Here is a 24118-nt window from a genome sequence, read left to right as displayed (position 1 = left end):
CTGTTGGGACACTGCGCTGTTGACAAGCCCGGGTGGTGGCCGGCGTGCCGGTTTCACGCCTGGAAGAGCCGCCTCACCACCTGCCCGGCTGCGAGGGCATCAAGGCCTTCGTTGATCTCCGCGAGGGGCCTGGTGTCCGTGTGCAGCAGCTCAACGGGGAGCCTGCCCTCGCGCCAGTACCCCAGGTAGAGGGGAATGTCCCGGTCCGGGACGGCATCGCCCATGTAGGAGCCCAGCAGCCGCTTGCCCGCGCCGGCAAACTGCAGCGCAGGCACCGTCAGCTCCGCGGTGGGGTGCGGCAGGCCGACGGAAACCACGGCGCCGCCCCTCGTCACATGCCCGAGGCAGGACGCAATCACCCTTGCCGAGCCCACGGCCTCGACCGCGATGTCCACACCGTCACCGGCGGCTTCCGCGATCAGGCGGCCAGCGTCCTCCGGAGTCCCCACCGCGGTTGCCCCACACTTCAGGGCAAGTCCGTGCTTGGCCGTGTTCGGATCAATGGCAATGACGGCGGAGGCACCGGCGAGCGCGGCAGCCATAACGGCCGAAAGCCCCACGGCACCGAGACCGAAGACGGCGATGGACTGGCCCTCCCGGATGTCGGCCGTGTTGAGGACGGCACCCATTCCGGTGAGCACGGCGCAACCGAACATCGCCGCGACTGTGTCGGGGACGTCGTCGTCGATCACCACCACTGATTCGCGGGCCACCACCGCGTAATCCGCGAACGCCGAAACCCCCAGGTGGTGGTTGATCCGCTCCCCCGCAGGCGTGCGCAGCAGCGCCTCGCCGTGCAGAAGGTCCCCGGAGCCGTTGACCTCCGCTGCCCGGTGGCAGAGCGCGGGCCGCCCCGCCAGGCAGGCGCGGCAGGAACCGCAACTGGGGACGAAAACGAGGACAACGTGGTCCCCCACCGCAACGTCGGTGACGCCCTCACCCACCGCCGCCACACGTCCCACGGCCTCGTGCCCCAGTGCCATGGGAAGCGGCCGGACGCGGGATCCGTCCACGACTGACAGGTCTGAGTGGCACAGGCTGGAGTAGGTGACGGTGACACCCAGCTCGCCGGCGCGGGGTTCGGGACGGCTGAGCTCCTGGACCACCAGCGGCTGCGCTTCGGCATAGCTGGTGCCGGGAGGGACTGTGGAATAGAGGACTGCTGCTCGCATGGTGTTCCTGACTTTATGGTTGTCAACAGGCAGCTGCCCGGCCCTGCGCTGCGTGCAGGTCCGGGCAGCTGCCGTGTCCGTGATGCTGTGCCGTGGGGACTGCTTCCTGACGGCTATTTCCTGGCTGCGGCCAGAAGGTCGGCGGTGCCCTGGGCGTCGGCGGCATCAACGTCATGCAGCGAGATACCGCGGGTTTCCTTGAGGAAGAACACTGAGATCGCAGTCACCACGCAGGCGCCCAGGAGGTAGAACGCCACCGGAACGGACGAGCCGAAGCTGCCCAGCAGCGAGCTGGCGATGATGGGCGCCAGCGAGCCGGCCACGATGGAGGTCACCTGGTAGCCGAGGGAAACGCCCGAATACCGCATGCGGGTGGGGAACATTTCGGCCATGATGGACGGCTGGCCGGCGTACATGAGGGCGTGGAACAGCAGGCCGATGGTGATGGCCGCCAGGATAACCATGTCATTGCCGGTGTCCATCATGGGGAAGGCGAAGAAGCCCCAGGTTCCGGCGAGGATTGCACCGGCCATGTATACCGGGCGGCGTCCCAGGGAGTCGGACATCTTGCCCACCAGGGGTACTGCGCAGAAGTGGATGAAGTGTGCCACCAGCAGGAGGAGCAGGATGCGGGAGGTGTCCGTCTGCACAACCACCTTCAGGTAGGTGATGGAGAACGTGACCACGAGGTAGTAAAGGATGTTCTCCGCGAAGCGCAGGCCCATGGCGGTGAACACGCCGCGAGGGTACCGGCGGAAGACTTCGGCAACACCGTAGCCCTTGTTCTCGACAGTGACTTCCTTGCGGGCCTCCAGGAAGATCGGCGCGTCCTGGACCTTGGTGCGGATGTAGTAGCCGATGATGACGATCACTGCGGAGAGCCAGAAGGCTACGCGCCAGCCCCAGCCGAGGAAGGCTTCCGGGGAGAGGGTGGAGGACAGGGTGAACAGCACGGCGGTGGCGAGCAGGTTGCCCATGGGGACAGCGGACTGCGGCCAGCTTGACCAGAAGCCGCGGGACTTGTTCGGGCTGTGCTCGGCGACGAGGAGCACAGCGCCGCCCCATTCGCCGCCCACCGCGAAGCCCTGGACGAAGCGCAGGAACACCAGCAGCGCCGGCGCCCAGTAGCCGATCTGCGCAAAGGTCGGCAGGCAGCCCATGAGGAAGGTGGCAACACCCACCAGGATGATGCTCAGCTGCAGCAGCTGCTTGCGGCCGAACTTGTCGCCGAAGTGGCCGAAGACGATGCCGCCGATGGGGCGGGCAACGAAGCCGACCGCATAGGTGACGAAGGCTGCGATAATGCCGTCCAGCTCGGTTCCGGAGTTGGGGAAGAACAGCTTGCCGAACACCAGAGTGGCGGCGGAGGCGTAGAGGAAGAACTCGTACCACTCAACCACGGTGCCGGCCATGGAGGCCGTGACGACCTTCTTCAGGCCTGAGGACTTGACGTCGGTTTCCTCGGGCCGCCGCGCGGCGGACTTTTCCGTACTCATTGATGAACTCCTTCGGCATCTTCTTCGACACCACTGGGACAGTCTGAGGCGGATACGTGTGATTTTGGCCACGAACCGCCGGGTCCCAACGAGTATGGTCCGCCTGAACGCCAAGCTCAACGGCGAATCATGCAGAGGCTATCTGCATAAATGCACATTTACCTGCCTGTGAGGGGCAGCCTTAAGCCGAAAGGTGCGCCCTGAGCTGGCGGCCCAGCTGGCCTATTTCGGTCAGGAAGCCGTCATGGCCTATCGGAGCTTCAATGACGTGGACGTCCACTTCTCCCGGCAGGGCGGCGGCAAGTTCCCGGGACTGGGCCGGGAAGTAGAGCCGGTCAGAATCCACGGCTGCCACAAAGAAGCGCGCACCCGACCGCGCCAGGGTCTCGGGAAGCGGCCCCCGGCCCCGGCAGATGTCGTGGCTCATCAGGGCCTCGGTGATGGCGATGTAGCTGTTGGCATCGAACCGCCGGACCAGTTTGTTTCCTTGGTGGTCCAGGTAGCTTTCCACCTGGTAGCGTCCGCGGGCGGCCAGGACACCACCCTGCAAGGGCGACTCCGGAGCCTGCGGTTCGCGGCCGAACCTGCCTTCGAGTTCCGCCGCTGAGCGGTAGGTGATGTGCGCGATCCGCCGGGCCAGGGCCAGCCCGTCCTCCGGGAAGGGACCGCCGTAATAGTCGCCGCCCTTGAAATTCGCATCCTGGCGGATCGCCAGGGTCTGCGCCTGGGCGAAGGCAATCTGCTCGGCCGTGCTTGCGGCCCCCACGGAAATCACCGCGCAGCGCTGCACCCGCTCCGGGAACGTGATGGCCCACTCAAGTGCGCGGGCTCCGCCCATGGAACCTCCGAGCACCGCAAACCAGCTCCTGATCCCCAGCTGGTCAGCCAGCCGGGCCTCTGCCACAGTGCTGTCCCGCAGCGTGACCAGGGGAAACCGGGATCCCCAGGGAGCCCCGTCCGGTGCCGGCGACGACGGACCGGTGGACCCGTAACAGCCGCCCACAATGTTGATGGACACCACAAAGAAACGGTCCGTGTCCACGGGCGCACCCGGCCCTGCCAGCTGCTCCCACCAGCCCGGTTCGTCGGTGTCGCCGCGGGTCACGTGGGTGCTGCCGGTCAGCGCGTGTTCGATCAGGACGGCATTGCTGGCATCCGCGTTAAGGGTGCCCCAGGTTTCGTAGGCCAGCGTGACGTCGGGCAGGTAGCCGCCGGCTTCAAGTTCCAGCCCCCCAACGGAGGCATAGCGGACAATTCCGTGTTCGGGGACGGTGGTACGGGTGACGGTAACCGTCATGGCAAGACCTCTTCTACGCGCTTGCCCGCCGTCGAATGACCGGCAGGCCAGGTCTTCACCCGGGGCACCCCACCGCGGAAGGAGGGTTGCCGGCCAGCAAGCCGGGGCTGTCACTGGCACTCATGACCTTGTTCGAGTGTACGAAACAGCCCCCGCCTGCTGCCAAGAGTGTGACTGGTTGTGACTTCCCCGGCTTGCCGCCGCAGTGGGTTCCCTGGGCGTCCGGCTAGGCTCCGGTAGCGTCCTTCGCTGCCCGGAAGCCTGCTTCCAGGTCCGCCAGGATGTCATCAATGTGTTCGATGCCCACGGACAACCGGACCAGCCCGGGGGTTACGCCGGCAACAGCCTGCTGCTCCGGGGTCAGCTGGCTGTGGGTGGTCGACGCCGGGTGGATGACAAGGGAACGGACGTCGCCGATGTTCGCCACATGCGAGTGCAGCTCCAGCGCGTCCACGAAGCGCTTGCCGGCCTCGGCTCCGCCAGCGAGGTTGAAGGACACAATCGCGCCCGTGCCCTTGGGGCCATACTTGCGGCCCCGCTCGTACCACGGGCTGGAGGGCAGCCCCGCATAGGCGACGGATTCGACGTCGTCCCTTCCTTCCAGCCAACGCGCCACTTCCGCGGCGTTGGCAACGTGCCGTTCCACGCGCAGGCTCAACGTCTCAAGGCCCTGTGCGATCAGGAATGCATTGAACGGGGAGACGGCGGAGCCCAGGTCCCGGAGCAACTGGACGCGGGCCTTGAGGATGTAGGACAGGTTGGCGCCCAGGGCACCGTCCTTGCCGAGGTCCCTGGCGTACACCAGCCCGTTGTAGGTGGGGTCCGGGGTGTTGAAGCCCGGGAACTTTGCGGGGTCCTTGCCGAAGTCGAAGTTGCCTGAGTCCACGATCACGCCGGCGATCGCGGAGCCGTGGCCGCCCAGGTACTTGGTTGCCGAATGGACAACGATGTCCGCTCCCCATTCCAGAGGCCGGATCAGGTACGGGGTGGACAAGGTGTTGTCCACGATGAGGGGCACACCGGCATCGTGTGCCACCTGGGAGATGCCTTCGATGTCCAGGACGTCCTGCCGGGGGTTGGACACCACTTCGCCGAAGAACAGCTTGGTGTTGGGCTGCACTGCTGTGCGCCACTGGTCGAGGTTGTCCGGGTCCGCTACGAAGGTGACGGAAATGCCGAACTTTTTCAGGGTGTGGGCGAAGAGGTTGTAAGTCCCGCCGTACAGGCTGGGGCTGGCAACGATATGGTCCCCCGCCTCGGCGATATTGAGGACGGCGAAGGTCTCGGCCGCCTGGCCTGAACTCAGCAGCAGTGCCCCCAGCCCGCCTTCAAGGCTGGCGATCCGCTGTTCCACGGCCTCCTGGGTGGGGTTGCCGATGCGGGTATAGATGGGTGCCAGTTCAGCAAGGGCGAAGCGGTTGGCGGCGCTCTCGGCGCTGGGGAACACGAAGGACGTGGTCTGGTAGATAGGGAGTGCCCGGGCGCCCGTGGCGCTGTCCGGCTCCTGTCCTGCATGGATCTGGCGGGTTTCGAATGACCATCCGTTGGACAATTAAGGCTCCTTTGACTGGGCCCGGCATGCTCGAAGCACCGCGGGCCGCGCTTGCCATCCGGCCGTTTACCGGACTGCCAGGTCCTCACCCGGGGCACCCCACCGCGGAAGGAGGGTTGCCGGCCAGCGAGCCGGGGCTTGGCGCTGGCGCTCATGACCTGAGCCCAGTGTAGGAACAGCGGGTGTCCGCCGCCATGAGTGTGACCGGTTGTGACTTCCGGCCCTGGTCCGGGGCGGGATTGTCCTCACGCAGGGCGGGTGGAGAGGCCCCGGATGTTGATTTCCCAAGGTTCCACAGGAGATGCGCAGGATTGCGCGAAGTTTGGCCGTTTGACGCCGGTCCTCCGTTAGATTTGAGCCGGGAAATCGTCACCCGGCAGTTCTCCTCAGACACCAAAGGAACACATTCCGTTGCCCCAGTTCTTGCGCCTGGCACGTCGCGCCGTCCTTCTCTCCGCCGTCGCCCTCTGCTCAAGCGCGGTGGCAGCAGCGTCCTGGCCGGCACCCGCCGCGGACGCCGCCCCCGCTGCGCCTGTTGCCTCGCCGGCAAACGACGGCGGCCGCTACCTTGTCCAATTCGCCCCGGGAAGGGACGTCCCGGCCGAGGCGGCGGCCCTCCGCGCCCAGGGAATCGGTGTCACCCGGACATTTACGAAGGCCGTGAAGGGCGCCGCCATCGAGGCCAGCGCGGCGCAGGCTGCCGCCCTGCTCCGCTCCGGCCGGGCGGCAGCAGTGGAGCCGGACCACGCCGTCACTGTCTCCGAGACGCAGCGCAACGCCCCGTGGGGGCTCGACCGGATTGACCAGCAGGCTCTTCCCCTTTCCACCACTTACACTCCTGCTGGCACCGGCCAGGGCATCAGGGTCTACGTCGTGGACACTGGGATCCTCGCGTCACATGTCGATTTCGGCGGCCGTGTCACGGCGGGGTGGACATTCAAGGCTGACGGCTTGGGATCAAGCGACTGCAACGGACATGGCACGCACGTGGCAGGAGTAATCGGCGGCACCGTCCATGGTGTGGCCAAGTCCGCCACCCTCATTCCGGTGCGGGCTTTGGCGTGTGATGGCTCCGGCCTCTACTCGGACATCATCGCAGGGCTCGACTGGATTGCAGGGCAACACCGGCCTGGCACTCCCGCCGTCGTCAACCTGAGTGTCGGCGGCCCCACCAGCAGCGTGCTCGACGCAGCAGTCCAGTCCATCATCTCCAACGGCATGCCTGCCATCGTCTCAGCCGGAAACAACGCTGTGGACGCCTGCACGGCTTCCCCGGCCCGCACCCCCGCCGCCGTCACAGTGGCGGCCAGCGATTCTTCGGATCGTCAGGCCTCTTTTTCCAACTTCGGCAAATGCGTGGACCTCTATGCTCCCGGCGTTGGCATCAGCTCCACCTGGCACACGTCGACGACGGCCACAGCCTCACTCAGCGGAACGTCCATGGCCACCCCCCATGTGGCTGGCGCTGCCGCACTCATCCTGTCCGGCAACCCCCTTTTGACACCTGGGCAGGTGGCTGATCGGCTGGTCTCTTCCGCGTTCGGGGGAACCATTACAGCAACCGGAAGTGGAACGCCGAACCGGCTGCTCCAAGCCCCGTCAGCTTCGGTCAACGCCTTTGCAGTGGGGGGCGCGATCGGGGCCAAGTACTACTCAATGGGCGGACCGGCGTCGCAGCTGGGCGCTGCCACCAGCCAGGAGCAGACCGTCCAAGGCGGGGCACAGCAGCAGTTCCAACATGGCCTGATTTTCTGGTCTCCTTCAGGTGGGGCACACCCGCTGTGGGGAGCAATTGAGAAGAAGTGGTTCAACGGGCATGACGCGGGCTACCCCATCCGGGACGAGGAACCTCTAGGCGGCGGAGCCATAGCCCAGCACTTCACGAACGGAACGATGTACTACACACCGCAGATTGGCCTGCATTACATCGGAGCCGGAATCCGGGAGGCGTGGTGGAATAAGGGAGGGCAGACCGGAGTAGCCGGTTATCCTGTGTCCGACGAGAGCCGCTGGTATGAGGGAGGCGCCGTCCAAGCCTTTCAGGGCGGAACCTTTTATTTCACACCCCAGTACGGAACCAGGCTGCTGCAAGGGGCCATCCGATGGGAGTACGAGCGAAGGGGAGGCTATCTCTTCATCGGGCGCCCGGTCACCGATGAGTACTCCTTGAATGCGTCCACTCGTGCACAGCGCTTCGACAACGGCATCATCTACTGGTCCAACGGAAGCATATGGACCGACCGGCTTTAGGGTGCAAGCCAGACCGGTCCATAAGCGCGCATTCCCGGCCGTTGTCAGCAGGGAATTCGAGCACGGCTGCCGCCAAAAATCCCAGTAAGGCTACCCTTAGCTGAGAGCCCGATCACAAAGTGCCAAGATGTTGCCATGCGCATGGATCACGTCTCTTACGCCTGTGAACACGATGGCCTGGCTGCCACCACCGAACGTATTTCCTCTGCCCTCGGAGTTGAGGCAGTGAAGGGTGGAGTGCACCCGCGGTTCGGAACCCGGAATATGATCATCCCGCTTGCGGGGCACAAGTACCTTGAGGTCGTTGAGGTCCTGGACCACCCGGCTTCTGACAAGGCCCCCTTTGGCCAGGCAGTGCGGGCACGCTCCGCCGCAGGTGGCGGATGGATGGGCTGGTGCGTCGAAGTGGACGACCTCGCCCCCTTCGAGGAACGCCTGGGACGCTCGGCAGTCAACGGCAACCGCAAATTCCCTGACGGCCGCGAACTCGTGTGGAAGCAGATCGGCATCCTCGGCTTGATCGCCGACCCCCAGGTCCCGTACATGCTCAAGTGGGAGGGCGACCCTTCCCTGCACCCGTCCAACGCCTACGAGAGCAACGTCAAGATGAGCTGCCTCACCATTGCCGGATCGGCAGCCCGGGTGACCGAGTGGCTGGGTGAACCAGTGGAGAAGCCGCTGGAAGACGTAGCCGTGGAGTGGGTGGCGCCGCACGGAACCCCCGGGATCCTTTCAGTGACATTCGAGACCGCCAACGGGGCAGTCACCATCTGACGCTCCGCCCGCCTGCCCGGGCGTCCACGTCCGGGCACCAACATGGGCAGGAAATGCCTTCTGCCCGACAAAGCTTCGGCCGCCATCAGCAGGTGACAACGGCGTCACCCGCCGATGGCGGCCGAATTCGTCTCCTAGCTGCGTTCCAATGCGCAGGACGCCACTGTGCTATCTCCCGGCTGCCCTAGGCCAAACGTCATTGTCGGACCCCCTTGCCATGATGGGTGTATGGGCAGGGAAGCGGTGGAGACGGCGTTTGCGGATATCAGGGCCGCCCTTGCCGTGCTCAACGCGGAGGTGGACGCGTGCGGTTCGGAGCCGTTCCCGGCCGCTGATCCGTTGGCCGGGCTGGCGGACGGGAGCCTGGACATCCTCGCCGGCGCCAGGGAGGCCGAAGCCGGGCTTGCAGGCCTGAAGGCCCGCGCTGCCATGAAGTACGCCGACACCGCCCACGCCCTGGCCCCTCCCGGAATGCCGGTGCAGGCACAGGAAATGGCTGTGGCCGCGGAGATCGGGTGCGTGCTGGCCCTCGGGCCGCGGGCCGCCAGCGCGTTCCTGTCCGTATCCCACGCACTGACCACCACCCTGCCGCTGACCCTCGCGGCCCTGCACGCCGGCACGATCTCGTGGCAGCACGCCCGGGTCATGGTGGACGAGGCCGCAACCCTGGACCCGGCCGGGGTCGCCGCCTTGGAAGCCCACTTCCTGGACCCGGACACACCACGGCCAGCCGCCGCAGCCACGATCGGGGAGATGCCGGCGCACCGGCTCCGGCACAAAGCCCGGACCTGGCGTGAACGCCACCACACCGAATCCATCGGGAAACGCCATACCAAGGCCGCGGCGGACCGGCGGATCGAATACCGGCCTGACCAGGACGGCATGGCCTGGCTCTCGGCCTGCCTCCCCGCCGACCAGGCCATGGCAGGCTGGAACCGGCTAAACGCCCTCTCCCGGGGAATGCAAGGCCCCCACGAGGCCCGCACCCTCACCCAACTCCGCGCCGACACCTTCGCCGAAGCCATCCTCACCAGCGGCACCAACACCAGCAGCAGCAGTCGCGGGAGTACCGACAGTCCCAACGTCCCGGCAGACACCAGCACCGGTGCAGGTACAGGTGCAGGTGCCGGAACGGATACCACCCCGTCTTCGTCAATCCGGGCGCAGGTCCTGGTCACCGTGCCGGTGTTCTCGCTGATGGGCCTGACGGAGGAGCCGGCGGTGCTGGACGGGTTCGGCCCCATCCCAGCCTCGATGGCACGGGACCTGGTCGCTGACGGAGCTGATTCGTTCTACCGGGTCCTGGTTGATCCGCGGGACGGGGCGCCGTTGGAGATCGGGCGGAGCAGCTACCGGGTGACCAAGGCGATGCGGAACTGGCTCCGGCTTCGCGACGGCCAGTGTCCGTTCCCCGGCTGCAGCAACCCGTCTTTGGATAATGAGGCAGACCACCTCCTCGCCTGGCACCACGGCGGGACCACCGGGATCAGCAACCTGGGACAGCCCTGCCCGAAACACCACAAACTCCGGCACACCAGCGGCTGGACACCGACACCAGCCACCAAAAACCAACCACCCGGCTGGACCTCACCCACCGGACGCCACTACACAAGCGAACACCAGGACTGGGAACCACCCCACTGGCCAGAGTCTGCCCTTTCGGCCATGCCCGCGCACCTGAAACCAGAGGAGCAGCGCCGGGAACGTCTCAGGGGGCAAGAACACCGCCAGCAGCCCTGCCCGCCCGTGCCCGCTGCTCGTGGCTGCCTCGCTGGCGACCTTCCGTGGCCAGAACCCCCACCGGAGGAATTACTACCTCCTTCGGAGGAGCCTGCGGGCGACAACCTTGTGGACCCTGACGACATCCCGGCTGATGACTGCCTCTGGGAGCACTTCTACGCTGCCCCGCCCGTCTTGGCGGAGGACCCGCTCAGGGAAGTGGAACCGGTACTGACCTAGATGTCACCTGATGCCCGTCGTTGTGCCCACCGGCCCCGCAGTCGTGCCCATCAATCCCCCGCCGTCGCCCCCAAGGATTCAGCCCAGCCCGACTGCCTTGCCGAACAGGCTGAAGCCCACGAAGGCCACAATATCCAGCAGCGCGTGGGCAATGACCAGCGGCATCACCCGCCGCGTTCGGGTATAGAGCCACGCGAAGACGATCCCCATCACCACGTTGCCGATAAAAGGACCGAAGCCCTGGTACAGGTGGTAGGTGCCGCGAAGCAGCGAGCTCGCCAGGATGGACAGCGGAATGCTCCAGCCGAACTTCCCAAAGCGGTTCATCAGGTATCCCACCACGATGACTTCCTCCACCACGGCATGGCGCATCGCGGACAGGATCAGCACCGGCACCGTCCACCAGTACGCGTCCAGTGCGCTGGGGATGATGGCCGTGGTAATCCCCAGCGCCCTGCCTGCGGCGTAAAGCCCCAGGGAGGGGACGCCGATCAGCGCCGCCAAACCCAGGCCCTGGAGCAGATCCCGGCCGGGGCGGGCAAAATTGAAGCCAAGCTTGTGGAACGCTGACCCCGTATTGCCGCCTTCGCCGGACGCCGCCTGCCGATGGTCGGTAAGGAAATAGAGCACCAGCAGCACCGGAACCAGCGCGAAAAGGATATCCAGCAGCTGGTACGTCAGGTCGAAGTATTCCCGGGTGCTCTGCGAGCGGTTGAGTGTGGAGGTGCCTTCCGCCAGCGGTGCACGGGTCATCTTGTCCAAGAGCTGAACCACGGAGTACACAGCAGACTGGCCCAGGGACAGGCCCAGGACAATCCAGACTTCAAACCTAAGGCGACGGCGGGAGGGAACCAGCATGCTCCCATCTTGCCTTCAGTTTCTGGATCCGGGCTGATTGCCCATCCAGTGTCACGCGGGTACCTGCCCGGCTGCCTCCAAGGGATCCGTCAGGCTTGGATCCGCAGGGCCCGGGACGCCAGCCAGTGCCTCCCATCCGGTGGCGACGAGCCAGCGCCGCGCCGCCGGTGCCGCCCAGCCAAAGCTGCTCAGCCGGCGGCGACGATCACTTCCGTGCCATTGGCTTCGAAGGCGGCCTTGTCCTTCGCCGAGATCCCGGAATCTGTGATCAGCCGGGTGAAGTTGTACCCGTCCATGGTGGCAAAGGCACGCACTCCGACCTTTGACGAGTCCGCCAGGACGTAGGAAACCCGTGCCCTGCTGGCTAGGAGGGCATTGACGGAGGCCTCACCCTCACCCGTATTGGTTGGCCCCACTTCGGGATCAATGCCGTTCACGCCGATGAAGGCGATGTCCAGCACCACCTTCTGCATGATGATGTCCGTATAGGGACCCACCAGCTCGTAGGAACGTGGATTGAGGATCCCTCCCGTGACCATGACTTTGATGCTGGGCCGGACCGCCAGCTGCGAAGCGATGTTAATGGCGTTCGTGACCACTGTGAGGGTGGGCTGGTTGGATGGAGCGTTGAGGTCCTCGCGCGTGGCCAGGATCTGTGCCAGCGCTGTGCTGGTGGTCCCGCCGCACAATCCGATCACGGCACCGGGCGCTATCAGCGCAGAGGCAGCGTGGGCAATCTGCTCCTTGGCCTCGGCGTGGTCATCGCGGTTGTACCGGCCGGGCAAATCGTAGGCAAGGGCTCCCGTGGTGGCGCCGCCGCGGGTCCTGGTGAGGAGCCGGCGCTTGGCCAGGCTGTCCAGATCGCGCCGGGCGGTGGCTGGGGACACGTTCAGGGTGCTGACAATCTCTTCGACCTCCACCTGGCCGGTCCGTGCAAGGAGGTCAAGGATTGCCGTCAATCTGTCAGTGCGGGTCATGCAGGGCCTCCACGTACTCAAGCCACCACTCCAGATGACGTTTTATGATCATAACAGACCTCAAACGATCACCTAACGTCAAATAGAACCGGAAGCTACCGCGCCTGCTTTCCTGCCCGCCACACAGCGTATGTCAAAGGCATCCCCGGCCGGTAGGCGAGGTGGGTGGCGGATGGCGCATTGAGGACATGCAGATCGGCCCGGTGGCCGACGGCGATGGACCCCACCGCCCGTTCGCCGTCGGCGTCGTTCCCTGTGTCCTTGTGCAACGCGAGGGCTCCCCCGTACGTGGCTGCCCGGACAGCTTCATGGACGCTGAGGCGCATCTGCAGCACGGCCGTGGCAACGCAAAACGCCATGGAGCTCGTGTAGGACGTTCCCGGGTTGCAGTTGGACGCGAGCGCCATCTGGACGCCGGCGTCCAGGAGCGCCCGGGCAGGGGCCAGCGGCTGGCGGGTGGAAAGGTCGCAGGCAGGCAGGCAGGTCGCAACCGTGCCGCGGCTACCGCTGCCCGTGCCGGCGTCCCAACCGGTCCAGGTCCCGGCCAGGGCATCGACATCCCCGGTGGCGAGGTAGTTAACGTGGTCCACGCTGGCGGCACCGAGCTCCACCGCGAGCTGCACGCCCGGACCTTCGCCAAGCTGGTTTCCATGGACGCGGAGTCCCAGGCCGGCGTCGCGGCAGGCCAGCAGGACCCGCCGGGACTGTTCCGCGGTGAAGGCTCCTTCCTCACAAAAGACGTCCGCCCACTGCACAAAGGGCCGGACGGCATCCAGCATGGGACCGCATACCAAGCTGGTGTATTCCTCCGGGTCCTGCCCCGCGGGAACCAGGTGCGCCCCCAGGTAGGTGACCTGGTCCGCCACGGTGGAGGCAATCCGCGCGCTCCGGGTTTCGTGCTCAACATCCAGGCCATAGCCCGTTTTTGTCTCGAGGTAGGTGGTTCCCTGCGAGACGGCTTCGTCAACACGGCCAAGCGCCAGGCGGGTCAGGTCAAAATCCGACGTGGCGCGGGTCGCGTTCATGGTCACCGCGATGCCTCCGGCCGCGTAGGACTCCCCCGCCATCCGCGCCTCAAATTCGGCGGTCCGGTCCCCTGCGAACAGCAGGTGGGTATGGGAGTCCACCCAGCCGGGCAGCACGGCGCGGCCGCCCACGTCCACGGCGTCATCCGCGGCCGGAGCATCGGCAGCAGCGCCGATCCATGAAATCCGCTCACCCTCCACCACCACCGCGGCGTCCTTCAGGACCCGGTGCTCCAGGTCCTGCGTCATCAGCTCGGCAATATTGGTAATCAGGGTGCTCATACAGCCATTCTTCAGCGCCGCACGGACCAGCGGGTGGCCGCCAGCGCCTGCGCTGTCCGGGATTCCGGACCCGCTGTCCCGGCTGCGGCAGCTGCACCGGCCCCGCCCGCAGCACCCTGGCCCGCACCGCCCTGGCCCGCCAAAATCTGGGCGGCCGCCAGTTCCGCCATGGCCGAAGACGTCTGGAATCCGTAGCCGCCCTGCCCGGCGAGCCAGTAGAAGCCCGGAGCCTCGGCGTCGAACCCCGCCACCGGAACGCCGTCGGCCGCCTCAGTCCGCAGCCCCGTCCATGCCCTGCGGACTTCCGTGATTCCCAGCGTGGTGATCCGGTTCAGCCTGTCCACCAGCCGCTCGATGTCACCCGCCCGGGGCCGGGCATCCTCGGGCCCGCTGGGCTCCGACTCGGAGGGCGAGATGAGCACGTCATCCCCGTCCCGCCGGAAATAGAACGAATTGTCCGCTGCCGCCACCATGGGGCTGTGCTCAGGTAAGGGATGGTCGACGGCGGCAATCGCCGCCGTGCGCCGGTACGGCTGGAGTCCGAGTTTTTCCACGCCGCTGATCACGGCAAGTTCGTCCGCCCAGGCGCCGGCCGCATTCACCAGGACACCCGCCTGGAAGCCCTCCGTGCCCGCGCCCACCTGCCACCCGGAACCAAGCCGTTGCGCGGTATGAACCCTGGCGCCGGTAATAATGTCCACCCCGGCAGAGGCGGCCCTCCCCCGGTGGTCCTCCAGCAGCAGCGGCGCGTTGCATCCGAAGGACCCTTCATCCAGCCCCGCGGCCTCGAAGGTACCGGGGACCAGCGCCGGGCAAAGCTCCAGCGCCTCAGCGGGGGTAATGGACCGCATGAGCCCACTGGCTTCCGCGGCCACGTCTTCCTCTGCGCCGATCAGCATAAAGCTGCGGGGCGTCAGGATGGGTTCGGGCAACTCCGCATCGCGGGCGGCAAGCAGCTCAAGCGTCCGGACGGTCAGTTCCTGGACCACGGGCGGGCCGTAGCTCGGAATGAACTGGCGGGCCGAGCGGGATGACGTGTGGTACGCCAGTTCCTGTTCCGCCTCCACCAATGCCACGCTGCATTTGCCCGCCAGCGCGGACGCCAGGGACAGTCCGGCAATGCCGCCGCCGACAATCAGGACATCATAATGAGCTGCCATTTCCCTATCCTCGCAGACTTGGCTCCCGGCGCTACCCTTCCTGGCCTGCTACCTCGGCACGGCTGGCGACGAAGGCACTCACGCACGCTTCGACGTCGTCCGCCGAGTGCGCAGCCGATAGCTGCACCCGGATCCGAGCGGCACCCCGCGGAACCACCGGGAAGCTGAAGGCAGTGACAAAGACGCCGTGCTGCAGCATCCGGTCAGCCACCTTTGCAGCCAGCACGGCGTCGCCGAACATCACCGGCACAATGGCGTGTTCGCCGGGCAGGAGGTCGAAGCCTTCCTCAGTCATCCTGCGCCGGAACAGGACAGCGTTCTCGAAGAGCGTGCGCCGCAGGTCCGCCGAGTTCTCCACCAGGTCCAGGGCCTTGATGGTGGCTGCGACAATGGCCGGAGCCACCGAGTTTGAGAACAGGTAGGGGCGGGCCTTCTGGCGGAGCATGGCAACTACCTCGGCCCGGCCGGACACGTAACCGCCGGACGCTCCGCCCAGCGCCTTCCCGAACGTTCCGGTGTAGATGTCCACCCGGTGCGACACACCGGCGTGTTCGGGCGTGCCTGCACCCGTCGCACCCATGAAGCCGACCGCATGGGAGTCGTCCACCATGACCAGCGCGTCGTGCTTCTCGGCGAGGTCGCAGATGGCCTCCAGCGGGGCGAGGTACCCGTCCATGGAGAAGACGCCGTCGGTGACCACGATCTTGCGGCGGGCGTCCTTCGCCTCCACAAGCTTTGCCTCGAGGTCTGCCATGTCCTGGTTGGCGTACCGGTACCGCTGTGCCTTGCAGAGCCGGATCCCGTCGATGATGGAGGCATGGTTCAGGGCATCGGAGATGATGGCATCCTCCGGCCCGAAGAGCGATTCGAAGACCCCGCCGTTGGCGTCAAAGCAGCTGGAGAACAAGATGGTGTCCTCGGTGCCCAGGAAGCGGGAAACCCGGGATTCGAGTTCGAGGTGCAGGTCCTGGGTTCCGCAAATAAACCGCACGCTGGCCATGCCGAAGCCTCGCTCGTCCATGGCCGCCTTGGCCGCGTGGATGATGTCCGGGTGGTCCGCCAAGCCAAGGTAGTTGTTGGCGCAGAAGTTCAGCACGTCCGCGCCCGTCTGCCCGATCTGTCCGGCGGTGATGTGGCTGGACTGCGGGGAACTGATGCTGCGTTCGGTCTTGAAGAGGCCTGCGCTGCGGATATCGTCCAGCTCCGTGCGCAGCTGGTCCTTGATCGAGGTGTACATGGTGTTCCTTAGAGTTGGGTCCAGTCGAGGACAACTTTGCCACCTGCGCCGCTGCGGGCAAGGTCGAAGCCCTTCTCCCACTGGCCGGCAGGGAGCGTGTCCGTGACGACGGCGGATATTCCCGCATGCAGCACGGGGTTCGAGGAGAGCATGGCGCTCATGGCGTACCAGGTTTCATACATTTCGCGGCCATAGATGCCCTTGAGCGTGAGCATGTGGGTGACCACCTTGCCCCAGTCGATGATGATGTCCTGGCTGGGCAGGCCGAGCATGGCGATCCGGCCGCCGTGGTTCATGTTGTCGATCATCTCCGGCAGCGCACCGGGATGGCCGGACATTTCCATGCCGATGTCGAAGCCCTCCCGCATGCCGAGGTCGCGCTGGGCATCACACACGCGGGTGGTGGAAACATCGATCGCGAGGTCTGCCCCCAACCGGCGGGCGAGCTCAAGGCGTGGGCGCGAAACGTCGGTGATGGCGATCTTGCGGGCCCCGGCGTGCCGGGCAACGGCGATGGCCATCAGGCCGATGGGTCCGGCGCCGGTGATGAGCACATCCTCCCCAACCAGGGGGAAGCTGAGGGCGGTGTGCACGGCATTGCCGAATGGGTCGAAGATGGCACCGAGTTCGGGCGTGACCGAGGAATCGTGGTGGACCCAGACGTTGGTTTCCGGGATCACCACATACTCGGCGAACGCACCGTCACGCTGCACGCCAACGCTGACGGTATGGATGCACATTTGCCGCCTGCCGGCGCGGCAGTTCCGGCAGATCCCGCACACCACATGGCCCTCCCCGGACACCCGGTTTCCCACTTTGACGTCGCGGACGTCCTCTCCGGTTTCCACAACCTCGCCATAGAACTCGTGGCCCGGGATGAGCGGAGCTTCAATGATCCCCTGCGCCCAGGAATCCCAGGACTGGATGTGGAGATCGGTACCGCAGATGCCGGTGGTCATGACCCGGATCTTCACATCAGCAGGGCCCGCCACCGGTTCGGGGCGGTCCACCAGTTCGAAGCCGGCCTGGGGTCCGGCCTTATACAGAGCCTTCATCGGCTTCCTCACTCTTTGTCTGTCGTTGGCAGGTCCTGCCTTCCCTATTACAACGAGGTAGAAGCTTTAGCACAACAGCAAAATACTCAATCGACGATGTAGCGTTTCCTAACGCATAGACTGGTGTGATGGAGATACACCAGCTTGAGATCCTCCGCGAACTGGGCGCCCTCGGAAGCGTCAAGGCAGTGGCGGACACCCTCATGGTCACCCCGTCCGCCGTCTCCCAGCAGCTGGCCCTGCTGCAGCGGAAGGTCGAGGTGCCCCTCACCCGGAAGGAGGGCAGGAACCTCGTACTCACCGAGGCGGGCCAGGTGCTGGCCGACGCCGGGGCCGCCGTCCTCAGCGCCATGGCGGATGCCAAGGATGCCATCGGGAATTACCACGGATCCGCTGCCGGCAGGGTAAGCCTGTGCGGATTCCACAGTGCGGGGCAGGCGGTCTTCGCCCCGCTCGCCCGCATCCTCGCCGCCCCTGGACAGCCGCGGATAGAACTCTCGGACGAGGACGTGGCCCAGCAGGACTTCCCGGCCCTCACCGCGCGCTATGACCTGGTGCTCGCCCACCGGATGGACCACAGCCCGCGCTGGCCTGCCGAACGGGTGACGGTGATCCCGCTTGCCCACGAGCCCCTGGACGTGGCTTTGCCTGCCGGGCACCCCCTCGCGGCCAAGGCAGCGGTCACGGCGGACGACGTCGGCGGCGAGGCCTGGGTGACCAGCCACGCCGGCTACTCCCCCGCGGACGTGCTGTCCGCCGTCGCCGCCGTATCCAGCCGCGAGCCGAACATCGTCCACCGGATCAACGACTACTCCACGGTGGCCGCCCTTGTTGCCACCGGCGGGGTGGTGGGCTTGCTCCCCAGGTACACCGCGGGGCCGGTACTGAATCCCGATATCGTGCTGCGGCCGCTCAAGGGAATCAGCACCCGGCGGCGGATCGACCTGCTGGCCAGGCCTGAAAACCTGAAGCGGCGGTCCGTAACTATGGTCTGCGAAGCGCTGCAGGGCATCATGGCGGGGCTAGTGGAGCAGGGTTGACCCAACCAAGTAGCAGCAGATGTCGTTATGAGCCCCCAAAACGACACCTGCTGCTACCTAGTTGGGTCCTTTGCCGTGGCCGCGGCCCAGCCCCAAGCCCGGACCCCCGCCGGCGCCCTCAACGATCCGCTGCGCTGTCACGGTCTCGCCATCCTTCACCCCGGAGATCCGGACCTCGTCGCCTGTGGTGATGTCCGCAATGGTTCCGTCGGCCCGCTTGGGCCGCTTGCCGCCGTCGTCCCCTGCCACCGGACCACCCGCCGCCGGGGCTGCCACCTGCGTGATCTTCGTTCCCGCGCCGATGGTGTAGGCCTGCGAGTAGTTGTCCTCGCTTCGAACGGTAATGGAGGTTTCACTGACGGACTCCACGGTGCCGCGCTGGGTCACCTCGGTGTGGAAAGTCCCGTCAGCATTCTTGACCACGCTCTCGCCATGCAGGTGCTGCCCGCGCTGGGCCTTGTCAGGCTTGGCGTGTCCCGGCCCCTTGTCCTGGCCGCGGGCCCTGTTGTGTCCAGGGGCGTCGCCGGACTTTCCCGGCGACGAGGACGACGGCGGTGCAGGCGGCGGCGACTCGTTCGTGGCCCATGCGAACGCCACCCCGGTCCCGGTCATGACGAGTGCCACGGCCCCGCCGAGCGCAGCCTTGCGGAATCCCAGCGGTTCCTTTACCCACATAAACCCACACCTCCCACAGCACCGGCAGGGCATTCCCCGTGAGCGGAGCCCTGGTGGTTCAGTGTAGGACGGGCTGTACCGCCGCACACGAGTAGCCAGCGGCTGCCGGGAAGTGAAGTACTACTTAAACGCAACTGGGTAGCAGTAGATGTCGTTATGAGCGCTCAAAACGACATCTACTGCTACCCAGTTGGGCGGGGTGTCAGGCGGTGACGCCCAGCTTCTCCAGGATGAGTTCCCGGACGCGGGCGGCGTCGGCCTGGCCGCGGGTGGCCTTCATGACCCCGCCCACGATGGCGCCGACGGCCTGGACCTTGCCGCCGCGGATCTTGTCCGCGACGCCGGGCTGGGCGGCCAGCGCAGCATCGATGGCTTCGAGCAGGGGCCCGTCGTCGGAGACCACGGCCAGGCCGCGCTTCTCCACGATGTCCGCCGGAGTGCCCTCGCCGGCCAGCACGCCGTCCAGGACCTCCGTGGCCATTTTGTTGTTGATCTTGCCGTCTTCCACCATGCGTGCGAGCTCAACGATGGTGGCCGGCTGGACGCCGAGCTGGCCGGGATCGACGTCGGCGTTCTTGGCACGCCCCACGATCTCGCCCATCCACCACTTGCGGGCCACGGAGGCCGAGGCCCCGGCAGCAATGGTTTCCTCGATCTCGTCCATGACGCCGGCGTTCACGACGTCGCGGAACTCGAGGTCCGAGTAGCCCCAGTCAGCCTGCAGGCGCTTCCGGCGGGCGGCCGGCGGCTCGGGCAGGGTGGCACGCAGCTCCTCAACCCATTCACGCGACGCCACCACGGGAACCAGGTCCGGCTCCGGGAAATAGCGGTAGTCGTCGGCGTCGGACTTGGGCCGGCCGGACGTGGTGGTGCGGGTGTCCTCATGCCAGTGGCGGGTTTCCTGGACCACCGGGTTGCCGGCGTCCAGGACGGCGGCGTGGCGCTGGATCTCGTAGCGGACGGCGTGTTCGACGGCGCGCAGCGAGTTCACGTTCTTGGTTTCGGACCGGATGCCGAACCGTTCACGGCCGTGCGGGCGCAGCGAGACGTTGGCGTCGCAGCGGACGTTGCCGCGTTCCATCCGGGCATCGGAGACGCCGAGGTTCTTGACGATCTCGCGGACTGCAGCCACGTAGGCCTTGGCCAGTTCGGGGGCGCGGGAGCCTGCCCCCTCAATGGGCTTGGTGACGATTTCCACCAGCGGAACACCGGCGCGGTTGTAGTCCACCAGGGAAAAGTCGGCGCCGTGGATGCGGCCGGTGGCACCGCCCATGTGGGTCAGCTTGCCGGCGTCCTCTTCCATGTGGGCGCGCTCGATCTCCACGCGGAACACGGTGCCGTCGGAGAGCTCGATGTCCAGGTACCCGTCGTACGCGATGGGTTCGTCGTACTGGGACGTCTGGAAGTTCTTGGGGGTGTCCGGGTAGAAGTAGTTCTTCCGGGCGAACCGGCAGCTCTCGGCGATCTTGCAGTTGAGCGCCAGGCCGATCTTGATGGAGGACTCCACCGCGGTCTTGTTCACCACGGGCAGGACGCCGGGCATGCCGAGGTCCACCTCGTTGACGTTGGTGTTGGGCTCGTCGCCGAAGACGTTGGGCGCGGAGGAGAACATCTTGGTCTTGGTGTTGAGCTCCACGTGGACCTCGAAGCCCAGGACGGGATCGTACTTCTCCATGGCTTCTTCGAAGCTCAGGATTGCCTCTGTGTCCATTACTTTGCCTCCTGGCTTCCTACAAGGGTTTCGACGGGCCCGGCCGCGGCGGCAAGCTCGGGCGCCTGCGCAAGCAGCGGTCCGCCCCACTTGGCCTCCAGCAGCGACTCGAGTACGGCGCCTACCCGGTAAAGGCGGGCGTCCTCGCGGGCCGGTGCCAGCAGCTGGATGCCCACGGGGAGGCCGTCCTCGTCCGCCAGGCCGCCGGGCAGGGACAGGCCCGGCACACCTGCCAGGTTGGCCGGAATGGTTGCGACGTCGTTGAGGTACATGGCCAGCGGGTCGTCCAGCTTTTCGCCAAGGCGGAAGGCCGTGGTGGGGGCGGTGGGCGAAATCAGCACGTCCGCCACGGTGAAGGCGGCATCGAAGTCGCGCTGCACCAGGGTGCGGACCTTCTGGGCCGAGCCGTAGTAGGCGTCGTAGTAGCCGGCGCTCAGCGCGTAGGTGCCCAGGATGATGCGGCGCTTCACTTCGTCGCCGAAGCCGGCGGCGCGGGTGGCACCCATGACGCGTTCGATGGTCATGGGACCGTCCTCGGGCAGGACGCGCAGGCCGTAGCGGACGCCGTCGAACTTGGCGAGGTTGGAGGAGGCCTCGGAGGGCATGATCAGGTAGTAGGCGCCCAGGGCGTACTGGAAGTTGGGGCAGGAGACCTCGACGATTTCCGCGCCGGCTTCCTTGAGGAGTTCCAGGGAGTCATTGAAGCGGTTTTCGACGCCGGCCTGGTAGCCCTCGCCGTGCAGCTCCTTGATGATGCCGATCCGCATGCCTTCGACGTTGCCTGTCTTCGCGGCGGCAACGAGGTCGGCCAGCGGGTCAGGCAGCGAGGTGGAATCGCGGGAGTCGTGCCCGCCGATGACCTGGTGCAGGAGTGCCGAGTCCAGGACGGTCCGGGACACGGGGCCGATCTGGTCCAGCGAGGACGCCATGGCGATGGCCCCGTACCGGGAGACGCTTCCGTACGTGGGCTTGACGCCCACGGTGCCGGTGACGGCGCCGGGCTGGCGGATGGACCCGCCGGTGTCCGTTCCCAGCGCGAGGGGTGCCTCGAAGGCGGCGACGGCGGCCGCGGACCCGCCGCCGGAACCGCCGGGGATACGGTCCAGGTCCCACGGGTTGCGGGTGGGGCCGAAGGCGGAGTGTTCGGTGGAGGAGCCCATGGCGAACTCGTCCAGGTTGGTTTTGCCCAGGATGGGCATCTTCGCCGCGCGCAGGCGCTCCACCACGGTGGCGTCGTACGGGCTGTGCCAGCCCTCGAGGATTTTGGAGCCCGCGGTGGTGGGCTGGCCAATGGTGACGATGAGGTCCTTGACGGCGATGGGGACGCCGGCCAGGACGTGCAGCGCCTCGGCTTCGGCTCCGCCGGCGGCGCGGATGGCGTCCACCTCGGCGGCGACGGCGAGCGCCTCTTCGGCGTTGACGTGCAGGAAGGCGTGGACGCCGCGTTCACCGCCGTCAACCTCCGCGATCCGGTCCAGGTAGGCCTGGGTGACCTCGACGGAGGTGACCTCGCCGGCTGCCAGCTTTTCCGCGAGCCGTGCGGCTGAGAGGCGGATCAGTGTGTTGGTGTCAGTCATGGGTTATGCCTCATCCAGGATTGCCGGGACCTTGAAACGGTTGTCGTCGGAATCCGGCGCCCCGGAGAGTGCCTGTTCCGCGGTGAAGGTGTGGCCCACAACGTCTTCGCGGAACACGTTGCTCAGCGGAATGGGGTGTGAGGTGGCCGGGACGTCGTCTCCGGCGGCCTGACTGACGGATTTGACCGAATCGACGATGACGGCCAGTTCTCCGGCCATCCTGTCCAGCTCTTGGTCACTCATCTCAATGTGAGCGAGCCGCGCGAGATGCGCGACGTCGTCACGGTTGATCGCAGCCATGGATCTCCCCTGCAAAGTTCGAATTGATTTCCGATCCATTCTAGTGGGGAAACAATGATGCCCGTCTGACATCCCCCAGCGGGCGTCAGACGGGCACCTTGATGCCGGGTTCCGCCACCGGGTGGCGGGAGCACGGCAGCTATAGACTAACCGATTCCGATGGCTCCGGTCAGCATGCCGATTCCCAGCATGACCAGGGAGACCACGGCGCTGCGCCACAGGACCTTCTTGTGGTGGTCGCCCAGGTCGACCTTGGCCAGTGAAACCAGCAGCAGGATGGCCGGAACCAGCGGACTCTGCATGTGGAACGGCTGGCCGGTGATGGAGGCGCGGGCCATCTCGGCGGCGCTGATTCCGTAGTGTCCGGCCGTCTCGCTCAGGACGGGCAGCACGCCGAAGTAGAAAGCGTCGTTGCTCATGAAGAACGTCATGGGGATGCTCAGGACGCCGGTGATGACGGCCATGAGCGGGCCCATGCTGGAGGGGATGATCTGGACCAGCCAGGCGGACATGGCTTCCACCATGCCGGTGCCGGTGAGGACGCCGGTCAGGACTGCGGCGGCCATGACCATGCTGACGACTGCCACGACCGACGGTGCGTGGGCCACGATCTGTGCGGCCTGGTCCTTGACGTTGGGGAAGTTGACCAGCAGGGCGATGGCGGAGCCCACCATGAAGACGTAAGGCAGGGGCACGAGGTCGGCGATGAGCATGCCCATGACGGCGACGGTGAGGCCCAGGTTGAACCACTGCAGCTTGGGGCGCAGGGTGCTGCGGTTGGGGTCCAGGGCGGTGTCCGCCATGGCTGTGTCGTGTTCGTCCACCAGGTCCTCGGTGCGATCCAGGACGGCAACGGACGAGCCGTCTGTGGAGACGCCGCCGACGGCGGGGGCTGCGCCTCCGGGGTTGGTCGCCTTGGGTCCGCGGCCGGCACCTGAACCACGGGTACCACCTGAAGGGTGCGTGCCGCCGTCGAACGCTTCAGCGGTAAAGGGCTCTGCCGTGGACGGCACTGCCCAGATTTCCGGCTGGGTGGCGCGGAGGCGGTTGCGCTCCTGCAGGCCGAGCAGCCAGGCGAAGGCCAGGACGACGGCGATGCCGGCCAGGAGGGACGGGATCATCGGGACGAAGACGTCGTTGACGTCGATGTTCAGGGCGCTGGCGGCTCGGGCGGTGGGACCGCCCCACGGCACGATGTTCATGGTGCCGTTGGCCAGGCCGGCCACGCAGGTCAGGACCACGGGGCTCATCTTCAGCCGGAGGTAGATGGGCAGCATGGCCGCCGTGGTGAGGATGAACGTGGTGGAGCCGTCACCGTCGAGGGATACGGCGGCCGCGAGGATGGCAGTTCCCAGGACCACCTTGGCGGGGTCGTTGCCGAGCTTGCGGAGGATGAACCGGACCAGGGGGTCGAACAGCCCGACGTCGATCATCAGGCCGAAGTAGATGATGGCAAACATCAGCAGGGCTGCGGTTGAGGTCATGGACTTCATGGAATCCATGACCATGTCGCCAATGCCGAGGCCTGCACCGGCGAAGAGGCCAAAAACGGTGGGGACGATGATCAACGCCAGCACTGGCGTCAACTTCTTCGTCATGATCAGCACCATGAATACCGCGATCATTGCGAATCCAAGTAATACCAGCACAGCCGGCTCCTTACTATGTGAACAGCGGCACAGCGGTGTGACGCGTGCTACAGACTGTAGGGTGGCGGCCGT

At 66.3% G+C, this 24118-nt stretch carries 19 protein-coding genes and 2 riboswitches; of the genes, 4 read left to right on the top strand and 15 right to left on the bottom strand.

From position 1 onward, the window contains the following. Positions 1–53 precede the first annotated feature (53 nt). From AC4BCK_RS06880 to AC4BCK_RS06865, 4 genes are all read right to left on the bottom strand, one after another. Positions 54–1172 carry an alcohol dehydrogenase catalytic domain-containing protein gene (locus tag AC4BCK_RS06880; RefSeq protein WP_174179575.1) on the bottom strand — a complete coding sequence of 373 codons (1119 nt, stop codon included), beginning with the start codon at positions 1170–1172 and terminating at the stop codon, positions 54–56. 113 nt (positions 1173–1285) lie between these two features. Continuing rightward, on the bottom strand, positions 1286–2668 hold the full coding sequence (locus tag AC4BCK_RS06875) for an MFS transporter (RefSeq protein ID WP_377086816.1): 1383 nt from the start codon (positions 2666–2668) through the stop codon (positions 1286–1288). A gap of 181 nt (positions 2669–2849) precedes the next feature. Further along, complete coding sequence (metX, locus tag AC4BCK_RS06870; RefSeq protein WP_174179571.1) at positions 2850–3965, bottom strand: homoserine O-acetyltransferase MetX; 1116 nt, start codon at positions 3963–3965, stop codon at positions 2850–2852. 12 nt (positions 3966–3977) lie between these two features. Next, a riboswitch (SAM riboswitch) is annotated at positions 3978–4093 on the bottom strand. A 98-nt stretch (positions 4094–4191) separates the two neighbouring features. Continuing rightward, positions 4192–5517: a bifunctional o-acetylhomoserine/o-acetylserine sulfhydrylase gene (locus AC4BCK_RS06865; RefSeq protein ID WP_363960210.1), complete on the bottom strand. Its 1326-nt coding sequence runs from the start codon at positions 5515–5517 to the stop codon at positions 4192–4194. A 42-nt stretch (positions 5518–5559) separates the two neighbouring features. Continuing rightward, positions 5560–5676, bottom strand: a riboswitch (SAM riboswitch). A gap of 252 nt (positions 5677–5928) precedes the next feature. Between AC4BCK_RS06865 and AC4BCK_RS06860 the strand changes: the two genes are divergently transcribed. From AC4BCK_RS06860 to AC4BCK_RS06850, 3 genes are all read left to right on the top strand, one after another. Next, complete coding sequence (locus AC4BCK_RS06860) at positions 5929–7767, top strand: S8 family serine peptidase (protein WP_363960207.1); 1839 nt, start codon at positions 5929–5931, stop codon at positions 7765–7767. 135 nt (positions 7768–7902) lie between these two features. Further along, entirely contained in the window at positions 7903–8541 is a 639-nt protein-coding gene (locus AC4BCK_RS06855; RefSeq protein WP_174179567.1) for a VOC family protein, read from the top strand. Between the two features lie 228 nt (positions 8542–8769). Beyond that, a complete protein-coding gene (locus tag AC4BCK_RS06850; protein ID WP_490566775.1) occupies positions 8770–10500 on the top strand; it encodes an HNH endonuclease signature motif containing protein in 1731 nt (576 codons plus the stop codon). Positions 10501–10578: 78 nt separating this feature from the next. Here the strand turns inward: AC4BCK_RS06850 and AC4BCK_RS06845 are convergent, their stop codons facing one another. The 6 genes from AC4BCK_RS06845 to tdh all read right to left on the bottom strand — a co-directional run bounded on the left by AC4BCK_RS06845 (position 10579) and on the right by tdh (position 17094). Beyond that, positions 10579–11358, bottom strand: a complete 780-nt coding sequence (locus tag AC4BCK_RS06845; RefSeq protein ID WP_310109661.1) for a CPBP family intramembrane glutamic endopeptidase — start codon at positions 11356–11358, stop codon at positions 10579–10581. Between the two features lie 188 nt (positions 11359–11546). After that, positions 11547–12335, bottom strand: a complete 789-nt coding sequence (locus AC4BCK_RS06840) for a DeoR/GlpR family DNA-binding transcription regulator (RefSeq protein ID WP_174179561.1) — start codon at positions 12333–12335, stop codon at positions 11547–11549. Between the two features lie 95 nt (positions 12336–12430). Next, positions 12431–13642 carry an imidazolonepropionase gene (gene hutI, locus AC4BCK_RS06835; RefSeq protein WP_174179559.1) on the bottom strand — a complete coding sequence of 404 codons (1212 nt, stop codon included), beginning with the start codon at positions 13640–13642 and terminating at the stop codon, positions 12431–12433. An 11-nt stretch (positions 13643–13653) separates the two neighbouring features. Further along, positions 13654–14802 carry an NAD(P)/FAD-dependent oxidoreductase gene (locus tag AC4BCK_RS06830; protein WP_377086178.1) on the bottom strand — a complete coding sequence of 383 codons (1149 nt, stop codon included), beginning with the start codon at positions 14800–14802 and terminating at the stop codon, positions 13654–13656. Between the two features lie 31 nt (positions 14803–14833). After that, the gene (locus AC4BCK_RS06825; protein WP_363940349.1) at positions 14834–16039 is read right to left on the bottom strand and encodes a glycine C-acetyltransferase; all 1206 of its coding nucleotides are present in this window, start codon (positions 16037–16039) and stop codon (positions 14834–14836) included. A gap of 8 nt (positions 16040–16047) precedes the next feature. After that, on the bottom strand, positions 16048–17094 hold the full coding sequence (gene tdh / locus AC4BCK_RS06820; protein WP_174179555.1) for an L-threonine 3-dehydrogenase: 1047 nt from the start codon (positions 17092–17094) through the stop codon (positions 16048–16050). Positions 17095–17222: 128 nt separating this feature from the next. Here tdh and AC4BCK_RS06815 point away from each other — a divergent pair, with 128 nt between their 5' ends. Further along, on the top strand, positions 17223–18134 hold the full coding sequence (locus tag AC4BCK_RS06815; protein ID WP_251424809.1) for a LysR family transcriptional regulator: 912 nt from the start codon (positions 17223–17225) through the stop codon (positions 18132–18134). A 57-nt stretch (positions 18135–18191) separates the two neighbouring features. On the opposite strand, the gene AC4BCK_RS06810 is transcribed toward AC4BCK_RS06815, so the two are convergent. From AC4BCK_RS06810 to AC4BCK_RS06790, 5 genes are all read right to left on the bottom strand, one after another. After that, on the bottom strand, positions 18192–18809 hold the full coding sequence (locus tag AC4BCK_RS06810; protein WP_174179553.1) for a hypothetical protein: 618 nt from the start codon (positions 18807–18809) through the stop codon (positions 18192–18194). A 202-nt stretch (positions 18810–19011) separates the two neighbouring features. Next, complete coding sequence (gene gatB / locus AC4BCK_RS06805; RefSeq protein WP_174179552.1) at positions 19012–20520, bottom strand: Asp-tRNA(Asn)/Glu-tRNA(Gln) amidotransferase subunit GatB; 1509 nt, start codon at positions 20518–20520, stop codon at positions 19012–19014. Further along, entirely contained in the window at positions 20520–22097 is a 1578-nt protein-coding gene (gene gatA / locus AC4BCK_RS06800; RefSeq protein ID WP_364406077.1) for an Asp-tRNA(Asn)/Glu-tRNA(Gln) amidotransferase subunit GatA, read from the bottom strand. Before gatA ends, gatB begins: the two co-directional genes overlap by 1 nt. A 3-nt stretch (positions 22098–22100) precedes the next feature. Then, entirely contained in the window at positions 22101–22397 is a 297-nt protein-coding gene (gatC, locus tag AC4BCK_RS06795) for an Asp-tRNA(Asn)/Glu-tRNA(Gln) amidotransferase subunit GatC (protein ID WP_059319419.1), read from the bottom strand. A gap of 146 nt (positions 22398–22543) precedes the next feature. After that, positions 22544–24046 (bottom strand): CitMHS family transporter, encoded by a 1503-nt coding sequence (locus tag AC4BCK_RS06790; protein WP_310109677.1) that lies wholly within the window; start codon positions 24044–24046, stop codon positions 22544–22546. Positions 24047–24118 lie beyond the last annotated feature (72 nt).

Source organism: Pseudarthrobacter sp. As-47 (assembly GCF_058215595.1).
Note: the sequence above shows the minus strand (reverse complement) of the source record. Positions and strands in the feature narration are given on the sequence as shown.